The organism is Kitasatospora indigofera, from assembly GCF_014655955.1.
In the GTDB taxonomy this organism is placed as follows: domain Bacteria; phylum Actinomycetota; class Actinomycetes; order Streptomycetales; family Streptomycetaceae; genus Kitasatospora; species Kitasatospora indigofera.
In genome coordinates this window covers 48,428-67,759 of sequence record NZ_BNBO01000002.1, presented here as the reverse complement: position 1 = coordinate 67,759, position 19,332 = coordinate 48,428, and the positions used below count along the sequence as shown (strand labels likewise).

Sequence of the window (19,332 nt, the reverse complement as noted above, 5' to 3'; positions counted from 1 at the left end):
CGGCCCGGCCGGCGCGGGGACCTCCCGGCCGTGGCCGGGGGGAGGGTCAGGAGGCGGCGCTGTCGCCCTTGCGGCGCAGGCCGAGGAAGCCGACGCCGGCGCCGATCACGCCGACGACGATGCCGACCACGCCGAGCACCCGGGCGGTGGAGTCGTTGTCGGAGCTGCTCGCCCCGGCGGCGGAGTCCTGCGAGGCGGTGGCCCCGGCGTGGTGCCCGTCGGCGGCGGGGGAGGCGCCGGCGGCCGCGGCGGCCTTGGTGAGGGCCAGCACGGGCGCGGGCTTGGCGGGCTCGGGCTGGCCCTCCTTGGCCTCGTCGATCCAGCGGACGACCTCGCCGTTGTCGTAGCTCTGCAGCGCCTTGAAGGTCAGGCTGTCGGTGTCGGTCGGCAGCGGGCCGAGCGAGACCCGGAACTCCTGGAACTGCCCGGCGGCGATCTTGGTGCCGGCGTCGGCGGTCCAGGTGATCTTCGAGACGGCCTCGTTGACGTCGGTGCCGTGCACCTTGATCGGCTTGTCGAGCTTGGACTTCTCCAGCGTGGCGGTCCAGCCCGGCAGCGGCAACGTGCGGACCGAGGCCAGCGGGTGGTCCATCGGGAGGCTCACCTCCAGCTTGACGGTGCTCGCGGTGTCGCTCTCGTTCGGCACCCGGAAGTCGACGGCGGTGTACCCGCCCTGCTGGGCGTTGCCCGGCTGCACGGTGACGTGGGCGAAGGCCGGGCCGGCCAGTGCCACCACGGCGGCGGCGGTGGCGAGGGCGATACCGGCGGTACGGCGGGCAGGAGTGGAACGCATGGCGGTGGGTCTCCGATCGGAGGAGGCGGGCCGCGAACGGGCACGGGGGGCTCCCGCACCACGGGCGGACCGCGCCGTGGGGTTGGCCGGACAGCCGTACCGCTCCATGGGCACGGCTCCGTCTGCGCACCCGGGCGGCCGTCGTCGCGGCGGGCCCGTCAGTGCGCGAAGGCCCCCGCCGGCGGACCACGCCTGACCACGCTGTGCCGCAGTGCGGCCGCCACCGGCAGCCGCAGGTTCCCCGTACCGGCGCCCGTCCGGCGCACCGTGCCGCCGGGCGTGCCGAGCAGCCCGCGCAGCAGCACCGTGACCAGTGCGAACACCGTCCGCAGCGGGGTCGCCAGCTCCTTCGCGGCGGCGGCGGTGATCCGCAGCAGCCGCCAGAGCGCCGCCTCGCCGCGCCGCAGCCACCAGCCGGCCACCAGGGCGGCGGCGAGGTGGCCCGCGAACATCCCCGGGGTCAGGCCGAACAGGCCGTCCTGCCACCAGGGCGCGGCCGCGTACGCCGCCGGGTCGAGGCCGGCGTCGCTGATCACCTGCTCCGCGGTGGTGCCGCCGGGAAGGCCGGCGAGGGTGCCCGGGTGGGCCTCGTTGCAGAGCAGCCGGACGGCGAGCTGCGGCGCCGTCATCGGGCCGGTGCCGCCGTGCGTCATCCCGGGCATCGCGGTGGCGTGGGCGGCGGTGCTGTGGAAGAGGACGTGCAGGCCGAGCTGACCCGCCCCGAGGGCGGCCGCGATGCCGGTCAGCGAGCGCTCCCGCCCGCCGAGCAGGGCCGCGAACACCAGCACCGCCGCGAAACCCCCCGCCAGGGCCGGCAGGGCGACGTCCCCGCTGCCGGAGGCGGCGTGCCCGACGGCCGCCGCCAGGGTGCAGACCAGGGCGAACGGCAGCGCCCGCGCCAACCGGAGATCCCAGGCGGCCGCCCGGACCGGGGCATCCGGTACGGCGGCACCCGGGTGCGCGGTGGCGGGGTGGTCAGTCATGGCCGGGACATCATCTCACCGAGCCCCCGGAGCCAGGGGGGAGGGTGGGAATTCGTCCTTCCGGTGGCCGGAAACCCCCGGGGCGGCGGCCGGATCCCACCCCTCGGGAGGGCGGTCGGCGCGGAGGGATTTGCTGACGAATAGCCCGTTCGGCCCGGCGCGCGGGCGCTTCCGTGCGCCGCGCGGCATACACCCGGGCCCCCGTCCATCCGCCGAAAGAGTGATGGCGTGCCGTCCGGACGGTTCGCCGCCGGATCGCCCGGAGATAACTGGACTATGTGGAGCCGTAGCCAGGAGGGACCTCCCGTGGACATCTGGTGGACTCTGCACCTCAAGCGCGACCCCGCCAGCGTGCCGCTGGCCCGGCGCCTGCTGCTCGGCGCGATGGACGGCGCCGGGGTGGACCCGCAGGTCTCCTACGACCTCGGCGTCGCCCTCACCGAGGCCTGCGCCAACGCCGTCGAACACGCGGCGGCCGGCTGCCCCGACGAGAAGTTCCAGGTCACCGCCTCGATCAGCGGTGACCGCCTGCGGATCGAGGTGACCGACTCGGGCCCCGGACTTCCCACCGCCCTGCCGGCCGCGCTGCCCCGGCCGCCGGGCCGCCCGGCCGGCGCCGCCGGCCGGCCCGCCGTCCGCTGCCGCACCCGCCGGGGCCGCGCCACGCTGCCCGCCGCGGCACTGACCGCCCACCGCCGGCGGCCGGCCGGCGCCCCGGCCCCGTACGACACCCACGTCCTGCCGTCCGGGGGGCTCCCGGACGGACGCCCGGCCCCGGCGCTGCGCCCGGTCGACCCCGACACCCTCCCCGACCTCTGTGCGGAGAGCGGCCGCGGGCTCTTCCTCATCCACGCCCTCACCGATCACGTCCAGCTGCGCAACCACCCGCTGCGCGGTGCGATCGTCAGCTTCGACAAGATCCTCACCTGGCGGGACGGCGCCCGGCTGCGGGTGGCGTCCTGAGGCGCTGAGGCGCTGAGGGCGGGTGCTGCGGGCGCCGGGCGGGCCGCCGGGCCCCGCCTACCCTGGGCCGATGACCGACTGGGACCTCAGGAAGCTGCGCGTGCTGCAGGCGCTGGACGAGTGCGGGACGGTCACCGCCGCCGCCGAGCGGCTGCGGATGTCGCCCTCGGCCGTGTCGCAGCAGCTGTCGGCGCTGGCGAAGCAGCTGGGCGCGCCGATGCTGGAGCCGTACGGCCGGCGGGTGCGGCTGACGAGCGCGGCCCGGCTGGTGCTGGGCCACGCCGAGCGGGTGTTCGGGCAGCTGGAGCGGGCCGAGGCGGAACTGGCCGGATACCTGCACGGCGAGGCGGGCGAGGTGCGGGTGGGCGCCTTCGCCACCGCGATCGGCGGCCTGCTGGTGCCGGCCGTCGGCCGGCTGCGGACGCGGGCCCCGGGTCTGTCCGTCCGGGTGGTCGAGGCCGAGGCGGCCGAGGCGTACGGGCTGCTCGCGGCGGGGGAGGTCGACCTGGCGCTCTCGCTGGCGGTCGGTCCGCCCGCGGCCGGTGACCCGCGTTTCGTGCGGTACCCGCTGCTCAGCGACCCGCTGGACGTGGCGCTGCCGCCGGGCCATCCGCTCGCCGGATCGACCGGGCTGCGGCTGGCCGACCTCGCGGCCGAGCCGTGGATCTACGGGGCGGCCGGGCCCTGGCGGGAGATCACCCTCGGGGCCTGCGCGGACGCCGGATTCGTGCCGGAGCGGGCGCACACCGCGTCCGACTGGCCGGCGATCCTGGCCATGGTGGCGGCCGGCCTCGGGGTGGCGCTGGTCCCGCGGCTGGCCTCGGCGGGGCGCGGCGGGGCCGCGGTGATCCGCCCGCTGCCCGCCGACCTGCCGGCCCGCCGGGTGGTCGCCGCCGTCCGGACCGGTACCGAGCAGGCCCCGCCGCTGCGGCGGGTGCTGGCGGCGCTGGAGGCGGTGGCCGGGACCGTGAAGCCCGGCTGAACGTTCCGGTCAGATCTTTGCGATGGACCTGATGGTTCGCCCGGCTCCAGAGTGGAGGGACCGGCCGACCGCACCGTCCGCTCCGTCCGAGAGGTGACCCGCATGCCCGTCAGCCCCACCGACCCCGACAGCACCACCGGTGACGCCGCCGCGATCGCCGCCGCCACCATCCCGGCCGCCACGATCCCGGCCGCTGCCGACGACGGCACCGCGACCGACGCCCTCCCGTACGCCGGAGGCAACCCGTACGCCGACTACCGGCACGGCGAGTTCCCCTTCACCGCGCTGACCGACCTGGCCGACCGCCGGCTCGGCGGCGCCGTGCTGGCGGCCAACGACGAACTCTTCGCCGAGCGGGAGAACCTCCTGCTGCCGGAGCCGGCCGAGTTCCGCCCGCACACCTTCGGCAACAAGGGCCAGATCATGGACGGCTGGGAGACCCGCCGCAGGCGCGGCGCCGGCACCGCCCGCCCGCATCCCGCCGCCGAGGACCACGACTGGGCGCTGATCAGGCTGGGCGTGCCCGGGGTCGTGCACGGCGTGGTCGTCGACACCGCGCACTTCCGCGGCAACCACCCGCGGCAGATCGCGGTCGAGGCCACCGAACTGCCCGGCACCCCCGGCCCCGAGGAGCTGCTGGCCGCCGACTGGGAGCCGCTGGTGCCCCGCTCGCCGGTGCGCGGCCACGCCGCCAACGGCTTCGCCGTGGCGAGCCGCCGGCGCGTCACCCACCTGCGCCTCCGCCAGTACCCCGACGGCGGCATCGCCCGGCTGCGGGTGCACGGCGAGGCCCGGCCCGACCCGGCCTGGCTGGCCGCGCTGGGCACCTTCGACCTGGCGGCCCTGGAGTACGGCGGCGCCGTCGAGGACGCCTCCGACCGGTTCTTCTCGCCCCCCGCCAACATGATCATGCCCGGCCGGTCGCGGGCGATGGGCGACGGCTGGGAGAACCGCCGCCGCCGCGACGAGGGCCACGACTGGGTCCGGCTGCGGCTGGCCGGCCGCGGCGTGATCCGGGCCGTCGAGATCGACACCGGCTACTACGTCGGCAACGCGGCCGGCTGGGCCGCCCTGCACGGCCGGGACGAGCGCGGCGGCCCGGACGACTGGTTCGAGCTGGTGCCGCGCACCCGGCTCCAGCCGGACGCCGTCCACCGCCTGCTGCTCCCCGCCGCCCGCCCGGTCACCCACGTCCGGCTGGACGTCTTCCCGGACGGCGGGATCGCCCGGCTGCGCCTGCACGGCAGCCTGCTCGACGACTGAGCCCGCCGGCGGCGGCGCCCGCGCCCGGCCCCGCCGCCCGCGTCCGGCGTCCCGGCGCCGCCCGTCGGAGGGCCGGCCCGGCCGGTCGGCCGGGGAGGGTCCGGCCCGGGTTGCCGGGCCCGAACGGCCGCCGGACGATGGGGACATGTTGCATCAGATGCGTGCCGAGTACGGGTCCGGCGGCCCCTCCGCCGGGGTGAAGATCTGGCACATGGTCCGGGAGGGCGAGCAGACCGCGATGTGCGGTCGTGAGATCGACCCCGGGGCCGCCGCCAAGGAGCCGACGGACTGGGGCAGCACGGCCGAGCTGTGCTGCCACACCTGCGGGGCGGTCTTCCTGCGCGAGGCGCCCTACCTGCCCGCCGAGCACCAGTAGCGGGCGGGCGCAGAGGGACGGCGCCGCCGTGCAGCCCCCGGCCGCCCCGCTTCCGCTGGCCCGCGAGGCCGCCGCGCTGCGGGCCGGCCGGCCACCGCTCCCCGAGCACGCCGACCGGCTCTGCGCCCGGATCGAGCGGGTCGACCCGCTGCTGCACGCCTTCGTCCCGGAGCCGGGCCGGCACCACCGGCTGTCCGGTGAGGCCCGCGCGCTGGCCGCCCGGTACCCCCGGCCGGAGGACCGGCCCGCGCTGTACGGCGTGGCGGTGGGCGTCAAGGACATCGTCCGGGTGGACGGCCTGGCCACCCACGCCGGCTCGGCCCTGCCGCCCGGGGTGCTGGGCGGGCCGCAGGCGGAGCTGGTGAGCCGGCTGCGGGCGGCCGGCGCGCTGGTCGCGGGCAAGACCGTGACCGCCGAGTTCGCGATGAACGCCCCCGGCCCCACCCGCAACCCGCACCGCCCGGCGCACACCCCGGGCGGCTCCAGCAGCGGATCGGCCGCCGCCGTCGCGGCCGGGCTGGTGCCACTGGCGGTCGGCACCCAGACGGTCGGCTCGGTGATCCGCCCGGCGGCCTACTGCGGGGTGGTGGGGTTCCGGCCCACCTACGGGCGGATCCCGTTCGACGGCGTGATCCCCAACGCGCCGAGCCTGGACACCGCCGGGCTCTTCACGGCCGACGTCGCGGGCGCGGCGCTCGCCGCCGCGGTGCTCTGCGACGACTGGCGGCCCGACGGCGGCGGCGACGACGACGGCCCGTGCGTGCTGGGCGTCCCGGCGGGCCCCTACCTCGACCGGGCCGGCCCGGTCGCCGCCGAGGCCTTCGCGGCGCAGCTGGAGACGCTGGCGGCGGCCGGGCTGACGCTCCGCCGGGTGGACCTGGTCCCCGACTTCGACGAGGTCGCCCGGCACCTGCGGACCGTCACCCGGTACGAGGCGGCGCAGGCGCACGCCGACTGGTTCGCCCGCTTCGGCGGCCTCTACCGGCACGAGACGGCGGCCGCGATCCGGCACGGCCAGGAGATCGACCCGGACGACTACCTGGCGGCGCTGCGCGCCCGGGCCCACTTCGCCGCGCGGGTGGCCGGGGTCGCCGCGCGGGAGGGCGTCGGCCTGTGGCTGGCGCCGGCCGCCACCGGGCCCGCGCCGCTCGGGCTGGAGAGCACGGGGGACGCGGTGATGTCGGTGCCGTGGAGCTACGCGGGGCTGCCGGCCGTGAGCCTGCCGGCCGGGACGGGCGCGGACGGGCTGCCGCTCGGGCTGCAGTGCGTGGGGGCGGCCGGCGCCGACGAGCGGCTGCTGGCCCTGGCGGCGCGGCTGGAGCGGCTGCTGGCGGCGGCCGCCCGGTAGCGGCGCCTCCGTTCCCGTCCGTGCCCGGCCCTCCGCCCCCGTCCGTGCCCGGACGTACCCGGTCGGCCGGGCCGCCGTCCCGGTACCGGGCTATACGCTGGCGGGACCAAGGCGTACGGGTGGTCCGCGGGTGCGGACGGCGCCCGGCGCCGTTCCCGTCGCGACAGCTGAGGTGGGCAGTGGCCGGCTCTTCCACGGACGGACGTGTCCTGCGCGGCGAGGAGACCCGCCGGGCGGTCCTGCGGCGCGCGGTCGAGATCGCCTCGGTGGAGGGCCTCGGCGCGCTGTCGATCGGCCGGCTGGCCACCGACCTGGGGCTGAGCAAGAGCGGGGTCTTCGCCACCTTCGGGTCCAAGGAGGAGCTGCAGCTGGCGTCCGTCCGGGCGGCCCGGCGGATCTTCTTCGACGCGGTGGTCGAGCCGGCCCGGTCGGCTCCCCCGGGGCTCGCCCACGTCTGGGCGCTGTGCGCGGGCTGGCTGGCGTACTCCCGGGCCCGGGTCTTCCCCGGCGGGTGCTTCTTCTACGGGGTGGGCGCCGAGTTCGACGCCCAGCCGGGGCCGGTCCGCGACCTGCTCGCCGAGGCGGCCCGGGAGTGGGACGCGTTCGTCCTCGGCGCGCTGGCGAACGCCCGCGCGGCCGGCGAGCTGCGCCCGGACGCGGACCTCGAACAGCTGACGTTCGTCCTGATCGGCGTGATGGAGACGGCCAACTCGCACGGGCTGCTGTACGGCGGGCAGCTGCCGTACGACCGGGCCGAGAAGGCGGTGCGGAGCCTGCTGCGGGCCGAGGCGACCGATCCGGCGCTGCTGCCCGGCTGACCGGGGCGGCCGGGGCCCCTGGCGGGGCGTTTCTGCGGCCTGAAAACTGCACGAACGATCGTGCTAATATCTCGGCACAGTTCGGCCCCCACTCAGCCAACCCCGACAGGGAGAACAGATGGATCCGGCCGTCGCACTCATCGGCAGCACCCTCAACGCCACGTCGCTGCTCTCGCCCCGCGCGGCGGGACGCGGCGCCTTCGAGATCTTCCTGCGCCCCGGCCGGCGCGGCCGGGTCCGCCCCGCCGAACGCGAGGTGCACGAACGTGCGGTCACCGAGGAGCTGACCGTGCACGGCAAGCGGGTGGTGGCCTACCGCTGGGGCGACGGAGCCCGGCCCGTCCTGCTGCTGCACGGCTGGCAGTCCCGGGCCTCCCGCTACGCGGCCCTGGTGCCCCGGCTGCGCGCGCTCGGCCTCACCCCGGTCTCCTTCGACGCGCCCGGGCACGGCGACTCGGGCGGCCGGACGACCACGATCCTGGAGTACCGCGAGGCGATCCGGCGGATGCAGGACCGCTACGGGACCTTCGACTCCGTCGTCGCGCACTCCTTCGGGGTGACCTGCGCCTTCCTGGCACTGCGCGAGGGAGCCCGGGCCGGCCGGCTGGTCGCGGTGGCCGGCGTCAGCGAGTTCGGCTACCTCCCGGCCCGGTTCTCGGCCGGGCTCGGCCTGCACCCCAGGGTCGAGCGGGAGCTGCGGCGCCGGATCGAGCAGGAGCTGTTCGCCGGGACGGACGACGTCTGGGAGCACTTCGACGCCGCCCACGACCCGGCCGCCGTCCCGCTGCCGATCCTCGCCGTGCACGACGAGGGGGACGCCGTCGCCCGGATCGGCCAGGCGCACCGGCTCAAGGCGGCGTACGGGGACCGGCTGGAGCTGCTGACCACCCGGGGGCTCGGCCACAGCCGGATCCTCGCCGCCCCCGCCGTGATCGACAACATCGTCGGCTTCCTGGGCGAGGCCCCGGCCGCGGGCGGCGCCGGGGGCCGCCCGGGTGTCCGTGCCGGAGCCGGCTCCGGCGCCGCGACGGGTGCCGCCGCCGGCTGAGCGCACCGGGGCGGCCTCCCCGCCGGCCGCCGGGCCGCACGACGGAGCGGGCGGCCCCCGGGGGGACCGCCCGCTCCGTCAGCCACCCGGGGGAGGCTCAGCCGCCGCTCTTGCGACGGAAGTTGCGCTTGCCGCCGGCCGCGCCGTGGGTGCCGTGGATCTTCCCGTCGGCGCCCGGGCCGCCGCCGGCCGCGTCCGACCGGTTGCCGTGCTTGCGCTCCAGCGCGGCGAGGAACTTCGCCTTGACGTCGTCCTGGGCGGGCGCCTCGGTCTCGGGCGTCTGCGCCGTCGCGGCCTGTTCGGTCTCCGCTGCTTCGCTCGTGTCGCTGGTCATTCAGGACCTCCTGGACGGGGTGGCGCCGGATCATGCGTTCACGGACACGATGCCACGTCCAGCAGGGGCCGGCGGCCCGATTGCCGTCCGTCCGGCGCACCGGCCGCCCCGGCGGCGGGCCCGCCGGCCCCGGTCAGTGCGAGCGCTCGCCCTCGTCGGGGAACCGGGGCCCGCCGATCAGGTACAGCAGCGCGGCGGTGGGGAAGCCGATGGAGGCGGCCACCAGGACGATGAATTGCCAGACCATCGGAGCTCTCCTCGGACGTGGTGGGGGCGGTGCGAACGGTGCCGTCACCGCCGGTCCGGACCGGCCGGACGACGGTGATATACGACGGTATGTCGGCATCCGTCCGGCGGCCACCGGACACGTGCGAGGGATCGCGTGCAGGGGTCTGGGCACCGCGCCCGCCCGGCGGCCACACTGACGGGATGCACGTACAGCTCGCAGGGGAACCGCAGGAGCCGGGCCGGGAGAGCGAGGACTTCGCAGTGGCCTCCTCGGAGGCGCTGGTGCTGCTCGACGGGTCGAGCTCACCGGAGGCGATGGAGTCGGGGTGCCGGCACGGCACCCCGTGGTTCGTGCGCAGACTCGGGGTGCACCTGCTGGCCCGGCTGACCGACCGCGCCGACCGCTCGATCGCGGAGTGCCTGGCCGACGCCATCGCGGAGACCGCGGCGCTGCACGGCGGGCGCTGCGACCTGGGGCACCACAACACGCCGGCCGCCATGGTGGTGGCCGCGCGCCGGCACGGCGCCTCGCTGGAGTACCTGGTGCTCGGCGACTCGCTGCTGGTCCTGCAGTACAGGGACGGCCCGCCGCGGGTGATCGGCGACAACCAGCGCTTCCCGGACGGGGAGGAGCTGCGCCGGCGGATCTGGACGACGGTGCCCGGCTCGGAGGAGCGCGAGGAGCTGCACCTGCGGTACGCGCTGGCCGTCCGGGCGGCCCGCAACAGCGGGAACGGGCCGTGGATCGCGGCGGCCTCGCCGAAGGCGGCCGGCCACGCGGAGACCGGCTTCGTGCCGCTCGCCGACCTGCTGGCGGTCGCCGCCGTCTCGGACGGCGCCTCCCGGTTCACCGAGCGGTTCGGCCTCGGCAGCTGGTCGGACGCCCTGCAACTGCTCGCCGAGTCCGGCCCGGCGGAGCTGATCGCGCAGGTCAGGGCGGTGGAGCGGGCCGACGCCGGGTGCGAGCGCTGGCCGCGCGGCAAGGCGCACGACGACGCCTCGGCCCTCTACGCCAGGATCTGAGGAGGCCACCGGCCGGGCGCTGCCCGGCCGGTCACGGCCGATGCCCGGCCGGGGGGCCGGGCATCGTCGGGCGTCGTCCGGGGCGCTCGGTCGTCCGGGGTTCTCAGTCGATCGGGTGGCCGAAGGAGCCGGACTGGAAGTCCTTCATGGCCTGCTCCAGCTCGCGGTGGCTGTTCATCACGAACGGCCCGTACCAGGCCACCGGCTCCCGGATCGGCTGCCCGCCCAGGACGATCACGTCCAGGTTGGGGTGCCGGGAGTCCTGCTTGGTGTCGGCGGAGATGGTGAGGGTGTCGCCCTCGCCGAAGACCGTCGCCTGTCCGGTGTGCACCGGGCGGCCCTCGGCGCCCACCTTGCCGTTGCCGTTCAGGACGTACGCCAGGGCGTTGAAGTCCTGCCGCCAGGGGATGGTGACCTGCGCGCCGGGGGTGATCGAGGCGTGCAGCAGGGTGATCGGGGTGTGGGTGGCCCCCGGGCCCTGGTGTCCGTCCAGCTCGCCGGCGATCAGGCGCAGGATCGCGCCGCCGTCGGGGGTGGAGAGCAGCTTGACGTGCCCGCCGTGGATGTCCTGGTAGCGCGGGGCGGTCATCTTGTCGGAGGCCGGCAGGTTGACCCAGAGCTGGATGCCGTGGAACAGGCCGCCGGTGGCGACCAGGGACTCCGGCGGGGTCTCGATGTGGAGGATGCCGGAGCCGGCCGTCATCCACTGGGTGTCACCGCCGCCGAGGTGGCCGCCGCCGCCGTGCGAGTCCTTGTGGATGAACTCGCCGTCGATCAGACTTGGTGTTGATCTTCGCGAAGGCGCGGCGGACGGGGAAGCCCTCGCCCTCGAAGCCCTCGGGGGCGGTGACCACCGTGCGGACCGGTCGCGGTGTGTTGGCCGCGGGGTCGGGGGTGGCGACGCGCGGGAGGGTCAGTGGGTTGTCGACGGTCACGGCGGACATGTCGGCCTCCTTCGGGGTGTCTGGCCTACGTCCAACAGATTAGTTCAATTCTCAACCAAGGGCAAGTTGAAGGTTGAACTAAATGGGTGAACCGATGCCCGCCGGGCACCGCCCGCCGGGTCAGCCGTACATTCGCCGCATGGTGAAGTCCACCATCTGCTCCACGGCCTTGGCGTCGAACACCATCCGGTGCTCGCCCTCCATGTCCAGGGCGAAGCCGTAGCCCGTCGGCAGCAGGTCCAGCACCTCGGCGCCGGAGACGCTGAAGTGCTTGGACTCCTTGCCGGCGTAGCGGCGCAGCTCCTTCAGCGAGCTGAACATCGGGATCACCGGCGTCGGGGTGTTGTGCAGGGCGAGGAAGCCGGGGCGGTCGCCGCGCGGGCAGTGCACCTTGGAGGTGATGAAGATGGCCTGGAAGTCCTCCACCGCCATCGAGCCGGTGGTGAAGGCCCGGACCGCGTCCGCCAGCGAGGGCGGGGAGGGCTCCGGGTACAGGGACTGCTGCGGCGCGGCCTGCGGCTGCTCGCCGTACGGGCCGGGGCCGGGCATGCCGTTCATCCCCGGCTGCGGCCCCGCCTGCTGGTAGGGGTCGCTCGGGTATGCGGTCTGGTCATAGCCGTACACACGGACAGGCTATCGGGAGCGCGCTCCCCTGTGGGGCGGTCGATCCTGACAAGGACTACCCGTCCGGCGTTGTGGAAGGTTGCCACGGGCCCGCGCCCCCGTGACGTGACAACGTTCATAGCTGATTCGCCACTGATTCGCCGCGAAGGGCTTGAACAAGTTACCGCCGGGTAGCATCATGATGTCTACTGGTGGGTAAGTGGGGTGCCCGGCGCGGCGAACCCCCGGAAGCGACGAACCGGAGAAAACGGCCATGGGTCACTACAAGTCCAACCTGCGGGATGTGGAGTTCAACCTCTTCGAGGTGTTCGGCCGCGACCAGGTGTACGGCACCGGTCCGTTCGCCGACATGGACGTCGAGACCGCGAAGAACATCCTCAGCGAGATCGCACGCCTCGCCGAGAACGACCTCGCCGCGTCCTTCGTCGACGCCGACCGCAACCCGCCGGTCTTCGACCCGGAGACCAACACCGCGCCGGTGCCGGCCTCCTTCAAGAAGAGCTACCAGACCTTCATGGACGCCGAGTGGTGGCGCCTGGGCATCCCGGAGGCCATCGGCGGCCAGGTCACCCCGTCCTCGCTGATCTGGGCCTTCGCCGAGCAGATCCTCGGCTCGAACCCGGCCATCTGGATGTACTCCTCCGGCCCGGCCTTCGCCGGCGTCGTCCACGAGGAGGGCACCGAGGAGCAGGCCAAGGTCGCGCAGCGCATGGTCGACCGCCAGTGGGGCGCCACCATGGTGCTGACCGAGCCCGACGCGGGCTCCGACGTCGGCGCCGGCCGCACCAAGGCGATCAAGCAGGAGGACGGCTCCTGGCACATCGAGGGCGTGAAGCGCTTCATCACCTCGGGCGAGCACGACATGTCCGAGAACATCATCCACCTGGTGCTGGCCCGCCCCGAGGGCGGCAAGCTCGGCACCAAGGGCCTGGGCCTCTACATCGTGCCCAAGTACGACTTCGACTGGGAGACCGGCGAGCTCGGCGAGCGCAACGGCGTCTACGCCACCAACGTCGAGCACAAGATGGGCCTCAAGGCCTCCAACACCTGCGAGATGACCTTCGGCGCCAAGCACCCGGCCAAGGGCTGGCTGCTCGGCGAGACCGTCGACGGCATCCGCCAGATGTTCAAGATCATCGAGTTCGCCCGGATGATGGTCGGCACGAAGGCCATCGCCACCCTCTCCACCGGCTACCTGAACGCGCTGGAGTACGCCAAGGAGCGCGTGCAGGGCGCCGACATCTCCAACTTCCTGGACAAGGCCGCCCCCCGGGTCACCATCACCAACCACCCGGACGTCCGCCGCTCGCTGATGACCCAGAAGGCCTACGCCGAGGGCATGCGCGCGCTCGTCCTGCTCACCGCCTCCACCCAGGACGACGTCCTCGCCGCCCGCCTGCGCGGCGAGCACGACGAGGCCGCCGAGCGCCTCAACGACCTGCTCCTGCCGATCGTCAAGGGCTACGGCTCGGAGAAGTCGTACGAGCAGCTCGCCCAGTCCCTGCAGACCTTCGGCGGCTCCGGCTACCTGCAGGAGTACCCGATCGAGCAGTACATCCGGGACGCCAAGATCGACACCCTCTACGAGGGCACCACCGCGATCCAGGGCCTCGACTTCTTCTTCCGCAAGATCGTCAAGGACGGCGGCCAGGCCCTCACCGCCGTCTCCGAGCAGATCCAGAAGTTCCTCGGCGCGGCCGAGGGCGGCGACGCCCTCGCCACCGAGCGCGAGCTGCTCGCCAAGGCCGCCGGCGACCTGGAGGCGATCGTCGGCAAGATGCTCGCCGACCTGTCCTCGGTCGAGCAGGACGTCAAGAACATGTACAAGGTGGGCCTCAACAGCACCCGTCTGCTGATGGTCTCCGGCGACGTCGTCATCGGCTGGCTGCTGCTGCGCCAGGCCGCCGTCGCGCTCGCCAAGCTGGAGGCCGGCGCCTCGGAGAAGGACGTCGCCTTCTACCAGGGCAAGGTCGCCGCCGCCCGTTTCTTCGCCCGCAACATCCTGCCGACCATCACCCCGCAGCGGGTGATCGCCGAGGGCGTCGACAACGAGATCATGGACCTCGCGGAGGAGGCGTTCTAAGGACGCCCGCCGGTCACCGCGACCGCCCCGGACCGGGGCGCGCCGCGCCCGGCACCTCCCGAACGACCGCCTGACCCACCCTCAGCACGAAGGGGGCCCGCCGCACCGGCGGGCCCCCTTCGTGCTGCTCGCCGCCGCCCGGGCCACCGGCCCCGCCGGGCCACCCTGCTCAGCCGCTGCGCAGCGCCTTCAGCGGATCCGTCCGGGCCGCCCGCAGCGCCGGGTACAGGCCGGCCAGCAGACCGACCACGCTGCCGATCAGCGGGGCCGGCAGGGTCGCCGCCGGCTGCAGCACCGCCGTCCAGTCCCGCGCGGCGGCCACCGCCAGCACCGTCACCACCCCCAGCCCGGTCCCGATCAGCCCGCCGAGCGTGCCCAGCGCCGTCGACTCGGTCAGGAACTGCCCGGCGACGTGCCGGCTCCTGGCCCCCAGCGAGCGGCGCAGCCCGATCTCCTCGGTGCGCTCCAGCACCGCCACCAGCGTGGTGTTGGCGATCCCGACCGCGCCGACCAGCAGGCAGATAGCCGCCAGCGCCAGGAAGAGGCCGGTCAGGTCCGAGGCCACCCCGTCCCGGAGGCCGTGCGGGTCCGGCGGGGGCACCACGGTGAACGCCTCCGGCGCGTCCGGGCGCAGGGCGAGCGGCAGCTGCCGGGCCACCGCCCCGGCCGCCCCCACCCGGGTCGCGACCAGCGCCTGGGTGCCCCGCTCACCGCCGGGCGGGGGGCTGCCGAAGCGTTCCAGCGCCGTGGACGCCGGGACGATCACCCCGGGCAGCGCCCCCGGCTGCCGCCGCACCTCCGAGTAGACCCCGATCACGGTGTACGGGATCCCGGCGACGAAGACCGCCGGCTGGGCGTCCAGCCGGCTCACCCCGAGCCGCTCGGCGGCCGCCGAGCTGAGCAGCGCCACCGGCTGGCGGGACTCCTGCACGTACGGGTCCAGGGGGACCCCGGCGACCATCGTCGGCTCCATCGCCGCCACCGCGCCGGGGGTGGCGGCCAGCAGGGCCAGCCCCTGCCCGGCGTCCGGCCCGGTCGGCGTGGCGGCCAGCGGCGGGGCACCGGGGACGGGCCACCAGAGCCCGCCCGCGCGCACCCCGTCGATCCGGGCCAGCCGGGCGTCGGTGTCCGGCGGGAAGCTGGTCGGCGGCTCGACCCCGGGCGGCAGGCCGTCCCCGGACGGGTGGTCGCCGGCCGTCACCGTGGTGGCCCGGGTCAGGTCGAACCGCTCGCCGATCTGCCCCGAGGCGGTGGCCGTCAGGCCCAGCACCGCCACGAAGGCACCGATGCCGAGCACCGTGCCGAGCATGGTCAGCGCCGTCCGGCCGGGCCGCTGCAGGGTGCCCGAAAGGGCCTCGGCGACCAGGTCGCGCAGCCCGAGCCGGGAGGCCGGTCCGGGCAGGACGCTCCTGGCCATCAGCCGTCCACCGCCGGCCGGCCCGGCTCGCGCAGGCGCCCGTCGCCGATCCGCACCGAGCGCTCCGCGCGGGCCGCCACGGCCGGGTCGTGGGTGATGACGACGAGGGTGTGGCCCTGCGCGTGCAGGTCGTCGAAGCGGGTCAGCACGGCCTCCGCGTTGGCCGAGTCCAGATTGCCGGTCGGCTCGTCGCACAGCAGCAGGCTCGGACCGTTCACCAGCGCGCGGGCGATCGCCACCCGCTGCCGCTCGCCGCCGGAGAGCGTTCCGGGCAGCGCCCGGGTGCGGTGCGCCAGGCCGACCCGGGCCAGCGCCTCGCGGGCGGCGGCCCGGCGGCGGGCGCGCGGGGTGCGGTTGTAGAGCTGGGCGAGCAGGACGTTCTCCTCGGCCGTGCGGTGCGCCAGCAGGTGGAAGGACTGGAAGACGAAGCCGATCCGCTGCCCGCGCAGGGTCGAGCGGTCCCGGTCGCCGAGCCCGGCGGTGTCGATCCCGTCGAGTTCGTAGCTGCCGGTGCTGGGGGTGTCGAGCAGGCCCAGCAGGTGCAGCAGGGTGGACTTGCCGGAGCCGGACGGGCCGGTCACCGCCACGTACTCGCCCCGGCGGATCTCCAGGTCGGACGGGTGCAGCGCGGTGACCGGCGGCGGCCCGGCGAAGGTCCGGCCGACACCGGCGAGCCTGATCACCAGGGGGCCGCCGCCGGGGCCGCTGCCGGTGGCGGTCGCCGAGGTGGGGGCGGTCACCGCCCGACCACCACCAGGTCACCGGCCCTGAGCTCGCCGCCGTCGGCCGGGGTCACCCCCACGAAGCCCTGGTCGCTCGCGCCCAGGGTGACGGCCAGCGTGCTGCGCCGGCCCGCCGCGTCGAGCCGGGTCACCGACGTCCGGCCCGCCGAGGTGGTGAAGACCGCGGCCACCGGCACGGTCAGCACCGGTGGGCCGGAGGCGCCCTTGAGGACGGTGATCCGGACGTTCTGGCCGTTCAGCCCGGCCGGCAGCGGGGCGTCCGGCGTCACGGTCAGCGGCACGTACAGCGCGCCGCCGGCCTTCCCGCCACCCGCACCGCCGTCCTGGCCGCCCGCCCCGCCGCCCGTACCGCCGCCGGGGCCGGTGCCCGGATCGCCCGCCCCGCCGCCCGCCCCGCCGATCGGGATCACCTGGCCCGCCGGTGCCACCGTCGTCGGCGCCCCCAGCGCCCCGACCGTGCCGGTGACGGTGGTGTTCGCGGCCTCCGAGAGCACCTGCACCGGCATGCCGGGCCGCACCGCGGCGGCCTGTGCCTGGGTGAGCTGCCCGGTGAGCGACAGACCACCGCTGCTGAGGGAGAGCAGCGGGCCCGAGACGGGCGAGCCCACCGCGGCGTTGACGGCGGTGACGGTCGCGGGGAAGGCGGGCAGGAAGACCACGTGGGCGGCCGGCACCATCGGCCCGTTCAGCGCCTCCGCCCTGGCCAGCGCGGCCCTGGCGGCGGTCAGCTCCTTCCTGGCGGTGGCGAGCTGCTGGTCGAGGACGGGCCCGGTGGCGGCGGCCTCCGCCCCGGCGGGTGCGGCGGACGGGTCCGCGGTGGCGCCGGCAGCCGCCTTCCGCCGGGCGGCCAGGGCGTCCACGCTCTGCTGGGCGGTGTCCGCCGCCTTCCGCGCCGTGTCCACCGCCTGCTGGGTGACGGCGCCGGTGGTCGGCACCGGGTAGCCGAGCCGGGTGTAGAGGTCCGTGACCGCCCGCGCGGTGCCGGCGCCGAAGCCACCCCGGTCGTCGCCGTGCGCGGGCAGGCCGAGCGCGGCCAGCGCGTCCTGCAGCTCCGCGACGTCGGAGCCGGTGCTGCCCGGCTTGAGGTCGCGGTACGCGGGCACGGCCCCGGCCAGGGCGAACAACGGCTGCCCCGACACCTCGGCCAGCAGCCGGCCGGCGACCACCTGGTCGCCCGCCCGCACCGACAGCCCGGACACGTACAGCCGGGTGACCTCGGCGGAGGCCGAGGCCGGGGTGACGTCGTACCGGGCCGGCGGGTACACCGTGCCGCGGAGCACCACCGAGGGATTGATCACCTGCATGGTCGCGGCCGCCGTCAGCACGGTGTCCGGCGGCGGCGCCGTCCGGGCGGCCCGTTCGGCGGGCGACCGGACCAGCGAGGAGGCCGCCAGGCCGCCGGCCGAGACCAGCGCCGCGGCGGCGGCCACCGCCAGCAGGACCCGCCGCCGGCGGGCCGTCCGGGACAGTCCGGCGCCACTCGTCGGGGCGGCGCCCACCGCGCCGGGTCCCGCGTCGGGTGCCTCGACGGGCCGCTGGTCCGGCGCTCCGTCCCCGGTGCCGCCGGTGCTCCGCTGCGCGCGCCCGAACAATCCGCTCTCCCCCAAGACCCCTGATCCCCGGTGCACGTCCTCGCGGCGGCCGGCCGGCCCGCCCGGGGCCCGGTCCGCCGGTCGCCCCGGGCAACTCTGCAACAAGAGGAGGCAGTTCGGGCGGGAAATCGCGAAGACCCGGGGCCGGTCGCCGCAAACGTCCCGAATCGCCGGACCGGCCGCCCGGCCGGGCCGCCGCGCCGGCCCCGACGGACGGTCAGCCGCCGCCGGTGCCAGGGCACTTGCCGGTGGCCGGCGACAGGGCTGACAGAGCGCGTTCGCCCCGTTACTTTCACCGGGCTGTCCGTGTTCTGTACCCGTTCACCGGTTCCGGCTGTCATGTCCGTGTACGGGCATATGCTCAATGATGCCAAGCCGACCCCCCATCCGGTTTCGGCCCTCCCTCGACCCAGGAGCAGCATGTCGACCGCCGCCCGCCAGGCCTTCTTCGACCGGACGCACACCGATGACCTGATCGCCTTCCTCGGTTCCTCACCGTCGCCGTACCACGCGGTGGCGAGCGCGGCGCAGCGACTGGAGAAGGTCGGCTTCCGCCAGGTCTCCGAGACCGACGCCTGGGACGGGACGACCGGCGGCCGGTACGTCGTCAGAGGCGGTGCGCTGATCGCCTGGTACGTGCCGCAGGGGGCAGGCCCGCAGACCCCGTTCCGGGTGGTCGGCACCCACACCGACTCGCCCAACCTGCGGGTCAAGCCGGTGCCGGACACCGGCTCGGCGGGGTGGCGGCAGGTGGCGGTGGAGATCTACGGCGGGGTCCCGCTGAACACCTGGCTCGACCGGGACCTCGGCCTCTCCGGCCGGCTGGCCCTGCGGGACGGCAGCGTGCGGCTGGTCCAGATCGACGAGCCGCTGCTGCGGGTGCCGCAGCTGGCGATCCACCTCGACCGGCAGGTCAACGACGGTCTCAAGCTCGACAAGCAGCGCCACCTGACGCCGATCTGGGGCCTCGGCCCGACCGACGAGGGATCGCTGATCGAGTACGTCGCCGAGCGGGCCGGTGTCCCGGCGGACGACATCGTCGGCTGGGACCTGATGACCCATGACGTCCAGCCGCCGTCCTACCTGGGCCGGGACCGCGAGCTGCTGGCCGGCCCCCGGCTGGACAACCTGCTCTCGGTGCACGCCGCCACCGCCGCGCTGGCCGCCACCGCGGCGGCCGCCGCCGAGGGCGCCGAGCTGCCGTACATCCCCGTGCTGGCCGCCTTCGACCACGAGGAGACCGGCAGCGAGTCGGACACCGGCGCCCAGGGCCCGCTGCTCGGCAACGTGCTGGAGCGCAGCGTGCACGCGCGCGGCGGCAGCCCGGAGGACCGCGCCCGCGCGCTGGCCGGCACGGTCTGCCTGTCCTCCGACATGGGTCACGCCGTGCACCCCAACTACAGCGAGCGGCACGAGCCGGGCCACCACCCGATGCCGAACGGCGGGCCGATCCTCAAGGTCAACGTCAACAACCGGTACGCGACGGACGCCGTCGGCCGGGCCGTCTTCGCCGCCGCCTGCGAGCGGGCCGGCGTCCCGTGGCAGACCTTCGTCTCCAACAACGCGATGCCCTGCGGCACCACGATCGGCCCGATCACCGCGGCGCGGCTCGGCATCACCACGGTGGACTGCGGGATCGCCGCGCTGTCCATGCACTCGGCCCGCGAGCTGTGCGGCGCGGACGACCCGTTCCTGCTGGCCGGCGCGATCAAGGCCTTCCTGGAGGGCTGACCCCGCGACGCGCGAAGGGCCCCCGGACACCGCTCACGG

17 protein-coding genes and 1 pseudogene are annotated in these 19,332 nt (G+C 75.6%); 10 read left to right on the top strand and 8 right to left on the bottom strand.

Annotated features, from left to right (window positions below; translation table 11 throughout):
- Positions 1–46: 46 nt before the first annotated feature.
- Positions 47–793, bottom strand: coding sequence for a YcnI family copper-binding membrane protein (locus IE329_RS02310; protein ID WP_190209068.1), 747 nt, complete (start codon positions 791–793; stop codon positions 47–49).
- Between the two features lie 158 nt (positions 794–951).
- The gene (locus tag IE329_RS02305) at positions 952–1,776 is read right to left on the bottom strand and encodes a hypothetical protein (RefSeq protein WP_190209067.1); all 825 of its coding nucleotides are present in this window, start codon (positions 1,774–1,776) and stop codon (positions 952–954) included.
- Between the two features lie 306 nt (positions 1,777–2,082).
- Between IE329_RS02305 and IE329_RS02300 the strand changes: the two genes are divergently transcribed.
- From IE329_RS02300 to IE329_RS02270, 7 genes are all read left to right on the top strand, one after another.
- Positions 2,083–2,739: an ATP-binding protein gene (locus tag IE329_RS02300; RefSeq protein ID WP_190209066.1), complete on the top strand. Its 657-nt coding sequence runs from the start codon at positions 2,083–2,085 to the stop codon at positions 2,737–2,739.
- A 70-nt stretch (positions 2,740–2,809) separates the two neighbouring features.
- Positions 2,810–3,721 (top strand): LysR family transcriptional regulator, encoded by a 912-nt coding sequence (locus IE329_RS02295; protein ID WP_190209065.1) that lies wholly within the window; start codon positions 2,810–2,812, stop codon positions 3,719–3,721.
- Between the two features lie 102 nt (positions 3,722–3,823).
- Positions 3,824–4,984, top strand: coding sequence for an allantoicase (gene alc / locus IE329_RS02290; RefSeq protein WP_190209064.1), 1,161 nt, complete (start codon positions 3,824–3,826; stop codon positions 4,982–4,984).
- Between the two features lie 145 nt (positions 4,985–5,129).
- A complete protein-coding gene (locus IE329_RS02285) occupies positions 5,130–5,360 on the top strand; it encodes a hypothetical protein (protein ID WP_190209063.1) in 231 nt (76 codons plus the stop codon).
- 28 nt (positions 5,361–5,388) lie between these two features.
- Entirely contained in the window at positions 5,389–6,708 is a 1,320-nt protein-coding gene (locus IE329_RS02280) for an amidase (RefSeq protein WP_229927109.1), read from the top strand.
- 179 nt (positions 6,709–6,887) lie between these two features.
- Entirely contained in the window at positions 6,888–7,526 is a 639-nt protein-coding gene (locus IE329_RS02275) for a TetR/AcrR family transcriptional regulator (protein ID WP_190209062.1), read from the top strand.
- Between the two features lie 118 nt (positions 7,527–7,644).
- Positions 7,645–8,574: an alpha/beta hydrolase gene (locus IE329_RS02270; RefSeq protein WP_190209061.1), complete on the top strand. Its 930-nt coding sequence runs from the start codon at positions 7,645–7,647 to the stop codon at positions 8,572–8,574.
- 97 nt (positions 8,575–8,671) lie between these two features.
- Here the strand turns inward: IE329_RS02270 and IE329_RS02265 are convergent, their stop codons facing one another.
- Positions 8,672–8,908 carry a DUF5302 domain-containing protein gene (locus tag IE329_RS02265; RefSeq protein ID WP_073925038.1) on the bottom strand — a complete coding sequence of 79 codons (237 nt, stop codon included), beginning with the start codon at positions 8,906–8,908 and terminating at the stop codon, positions 8,672–8,674.
- Positions 8,909–9,337: 429 nt separating this feature from the next.
- Here IE329_RS02265 and IE329_RS02260 point away from each other — a divergent pair, with 429 nt between their 5' ends.
- On the top strand, positions 9,338–10,159 hold the full coding sequence (locus IE329_RS02260; protein ID WP_190209060.1) for a protein phosphatase 2C domain-containing protein: 822 nt from the start codon (positions 9,338–9,340) through the stop codon (positions 10,157–10,159).
- Between the two features lie 103 nt (positions 10,160–10,262).
- On the opposite strand, the pseudogene IE329_RS02255 reads toward IE329_RS02260, so the two are convergent.
- Together IE329_RS02255 and IE329_RS02250 are read right to left on the bottom strand one after the other, a co-directional pair.
- Positions 10,263–11,103: pseudogene (locus IE329_RS02255) on the bottom strand (pirin family protein).
- 120 nt (positions 11,104–11,223) lie between these two features.
- The gene (locus IE329_RS02250; RefSeq protein WP_073925035.1) at positions 11,224–11,727 is read right to left on the bottom strand and encodes an SseB family protein; all 504 of its coding nucleotides are present in this window, start codon (positions 11,725–11,727) and stop codon (positions 11,224–11,226) included.
- A 253-nt stretch (positions 11,728–11,980) separates the two neighbouring features.
- Between IE329_RS02250 and IE329_RS02245 the strand changes: the two genes are divergently transcribed.
- Positions 11,981–13,810: an acyl-CoA dehydrogenase gene (locus tag IE329_RS02245; RefSeq protein ID WP_190209059.1), complete on the top strand. Its 1,830-nt coding sequence runs from the start codon at positions 11,981–11,983 to the stop codon at positions 13,808–13,810.
- A gap of 169 nt (positions 13,811–13,979) precedes the next feature.
- Here IE329_RS02245 and IE329_RS02240 read toward each other — a convergent pair whose 3' ends face one another.
- Genes IE329_RS02240 through IE329_RS02230 form a run of 3 tightly spaced genes read right to left on the bottom strand, consistent with a single transcriptional unit; the run spans position 13,980 to position 17,577 of the window.
- Entirely contained in the window at positions 13,980–15,227 is a 1,248-nt protein-coding gene (locus IE329_RS02240; protein ID WP_190209058.1) for an ABC transporter permease, read from the bottom strand.
- The gene (locus IE329_RS02235) at positions 15,227–15,967 is read right to left on the bottom strand and encodes an ABC transporter ATP-binding protein (RefSeq protein ID WP_190209057.1); all 741 of its coding nucleotides are present in this window, start codon (positions 15,965–15,967) and stop codon (positions 15,227–15,229) included. The genes IE329_RS02240 and IE329_RS02235 overlap by 1 nt, the downstream gene beginning before the upstream one ends.
- Complete coding sequence (locus IE329_RS02230; protein ID WP_190209368.1) at positions 15,964–17,577, bottom strand: peptidoglycan-binding protein; 1,614 nt, start codon at positions 17,575–17,577, stop codon at positions 15,964–15,966. Before IE329_RS02230 ends, IE329_RS02235 begins: the two co-directional genes overlap by 4 nt.
- A gap of 405 nt (positions 17,578–17,982) precedes the next feature.
- On the opposite strand from IE329_RS02230, the gene IE329_RS02225 reads away from it, so the two are divergent.
- Positions 17,983–19,293, top strand: coding sequence for a M18 family aminopeptidase (locus tag IE329_RS02225; RefSeq protein ID WP_073925032.1), 1,311 nt, complete (start codon positions 17,983–17,985; stop codon positions 19,291–19,293).
- The last annotated feature ends 39 nt before the right edge of the window (positions 19,294–19,332 follow it).

Coding starts and splice junctions, on each gene's coding strand:
- IE329_RS02265 (WP_073925038.1), bottom strand. CDS start 8,908: ATGACCAGCGACACGAGCGAAGCAGCGGAGACCGAACAGGCCGCGACG.
- IE329_RS02270 (WP_190209061.1), top strand. CDS start 7,645: ATGGATCCGGCCGTCGCACTCATCGGCAGCACCCTCAACGCCACGTCG.
- alc (WP_190209064.1), top strand. CDS start 3,824: ATGCCCGTCAGCCCCACCGACCCCGACAGCACCACCGGTGACGCCGCC.
- IE329_RS02310 (WP_190209068.1), bottom strand. CDS start 793: ATGCGTTCCACTCCTGCCCGCCGTACCGCCGGTATCGCCCTCGCCACC.
- IE329_RS02305 (WP_190209067.1), bottom strand. CDS start 1,776: ATGACTGACCACCCCGCCACCGCGCACCCGGGTGCCGCCGTACCGGAT.
- IE329_RS02295 (WP_190209065.1), top strand. CDS start 2,810: ATGACCGACTGGGACCTCAGGAAGCTGCGCGTGCTGCAGGCGCTGGAC.
- IE329_RS02285 (WP_190209063.1), top strand. CDS start 5,130: ATGTTGCATCAGATGCGTGCCGAGTACGGGTCCGGCGGCCCCTCCGCC.
- IE329_RS02245 (WP_190209059.1), top strand. CDS start 11,981: ATGGGTCACTACAAGTCCAACCTGCGGGATGTGGAGTTCAACCTCTTC.
- IE329_RS02225 (WP_073925032.1), top strand. CDS start 17,983: ATGTCGACCGCCGCCCGCCAGGCCTTCTTCGACCGGACGCACACCGAT.
- IE329_RS02240 (WP_190209058.1), bottom strand. CDS start 15,227: ATGGCCAGGAGCGTCCTGCCCGGACCGGCCTCCCGGCTCGGGCTGCGC.
- IE329_RS02260 (WP_190209060.1), top strand. CDS start 9,338: ATGCACGTACAGCTCGCAGGGGAACCGCAGGAGCCGGGCCGGGAGAGC.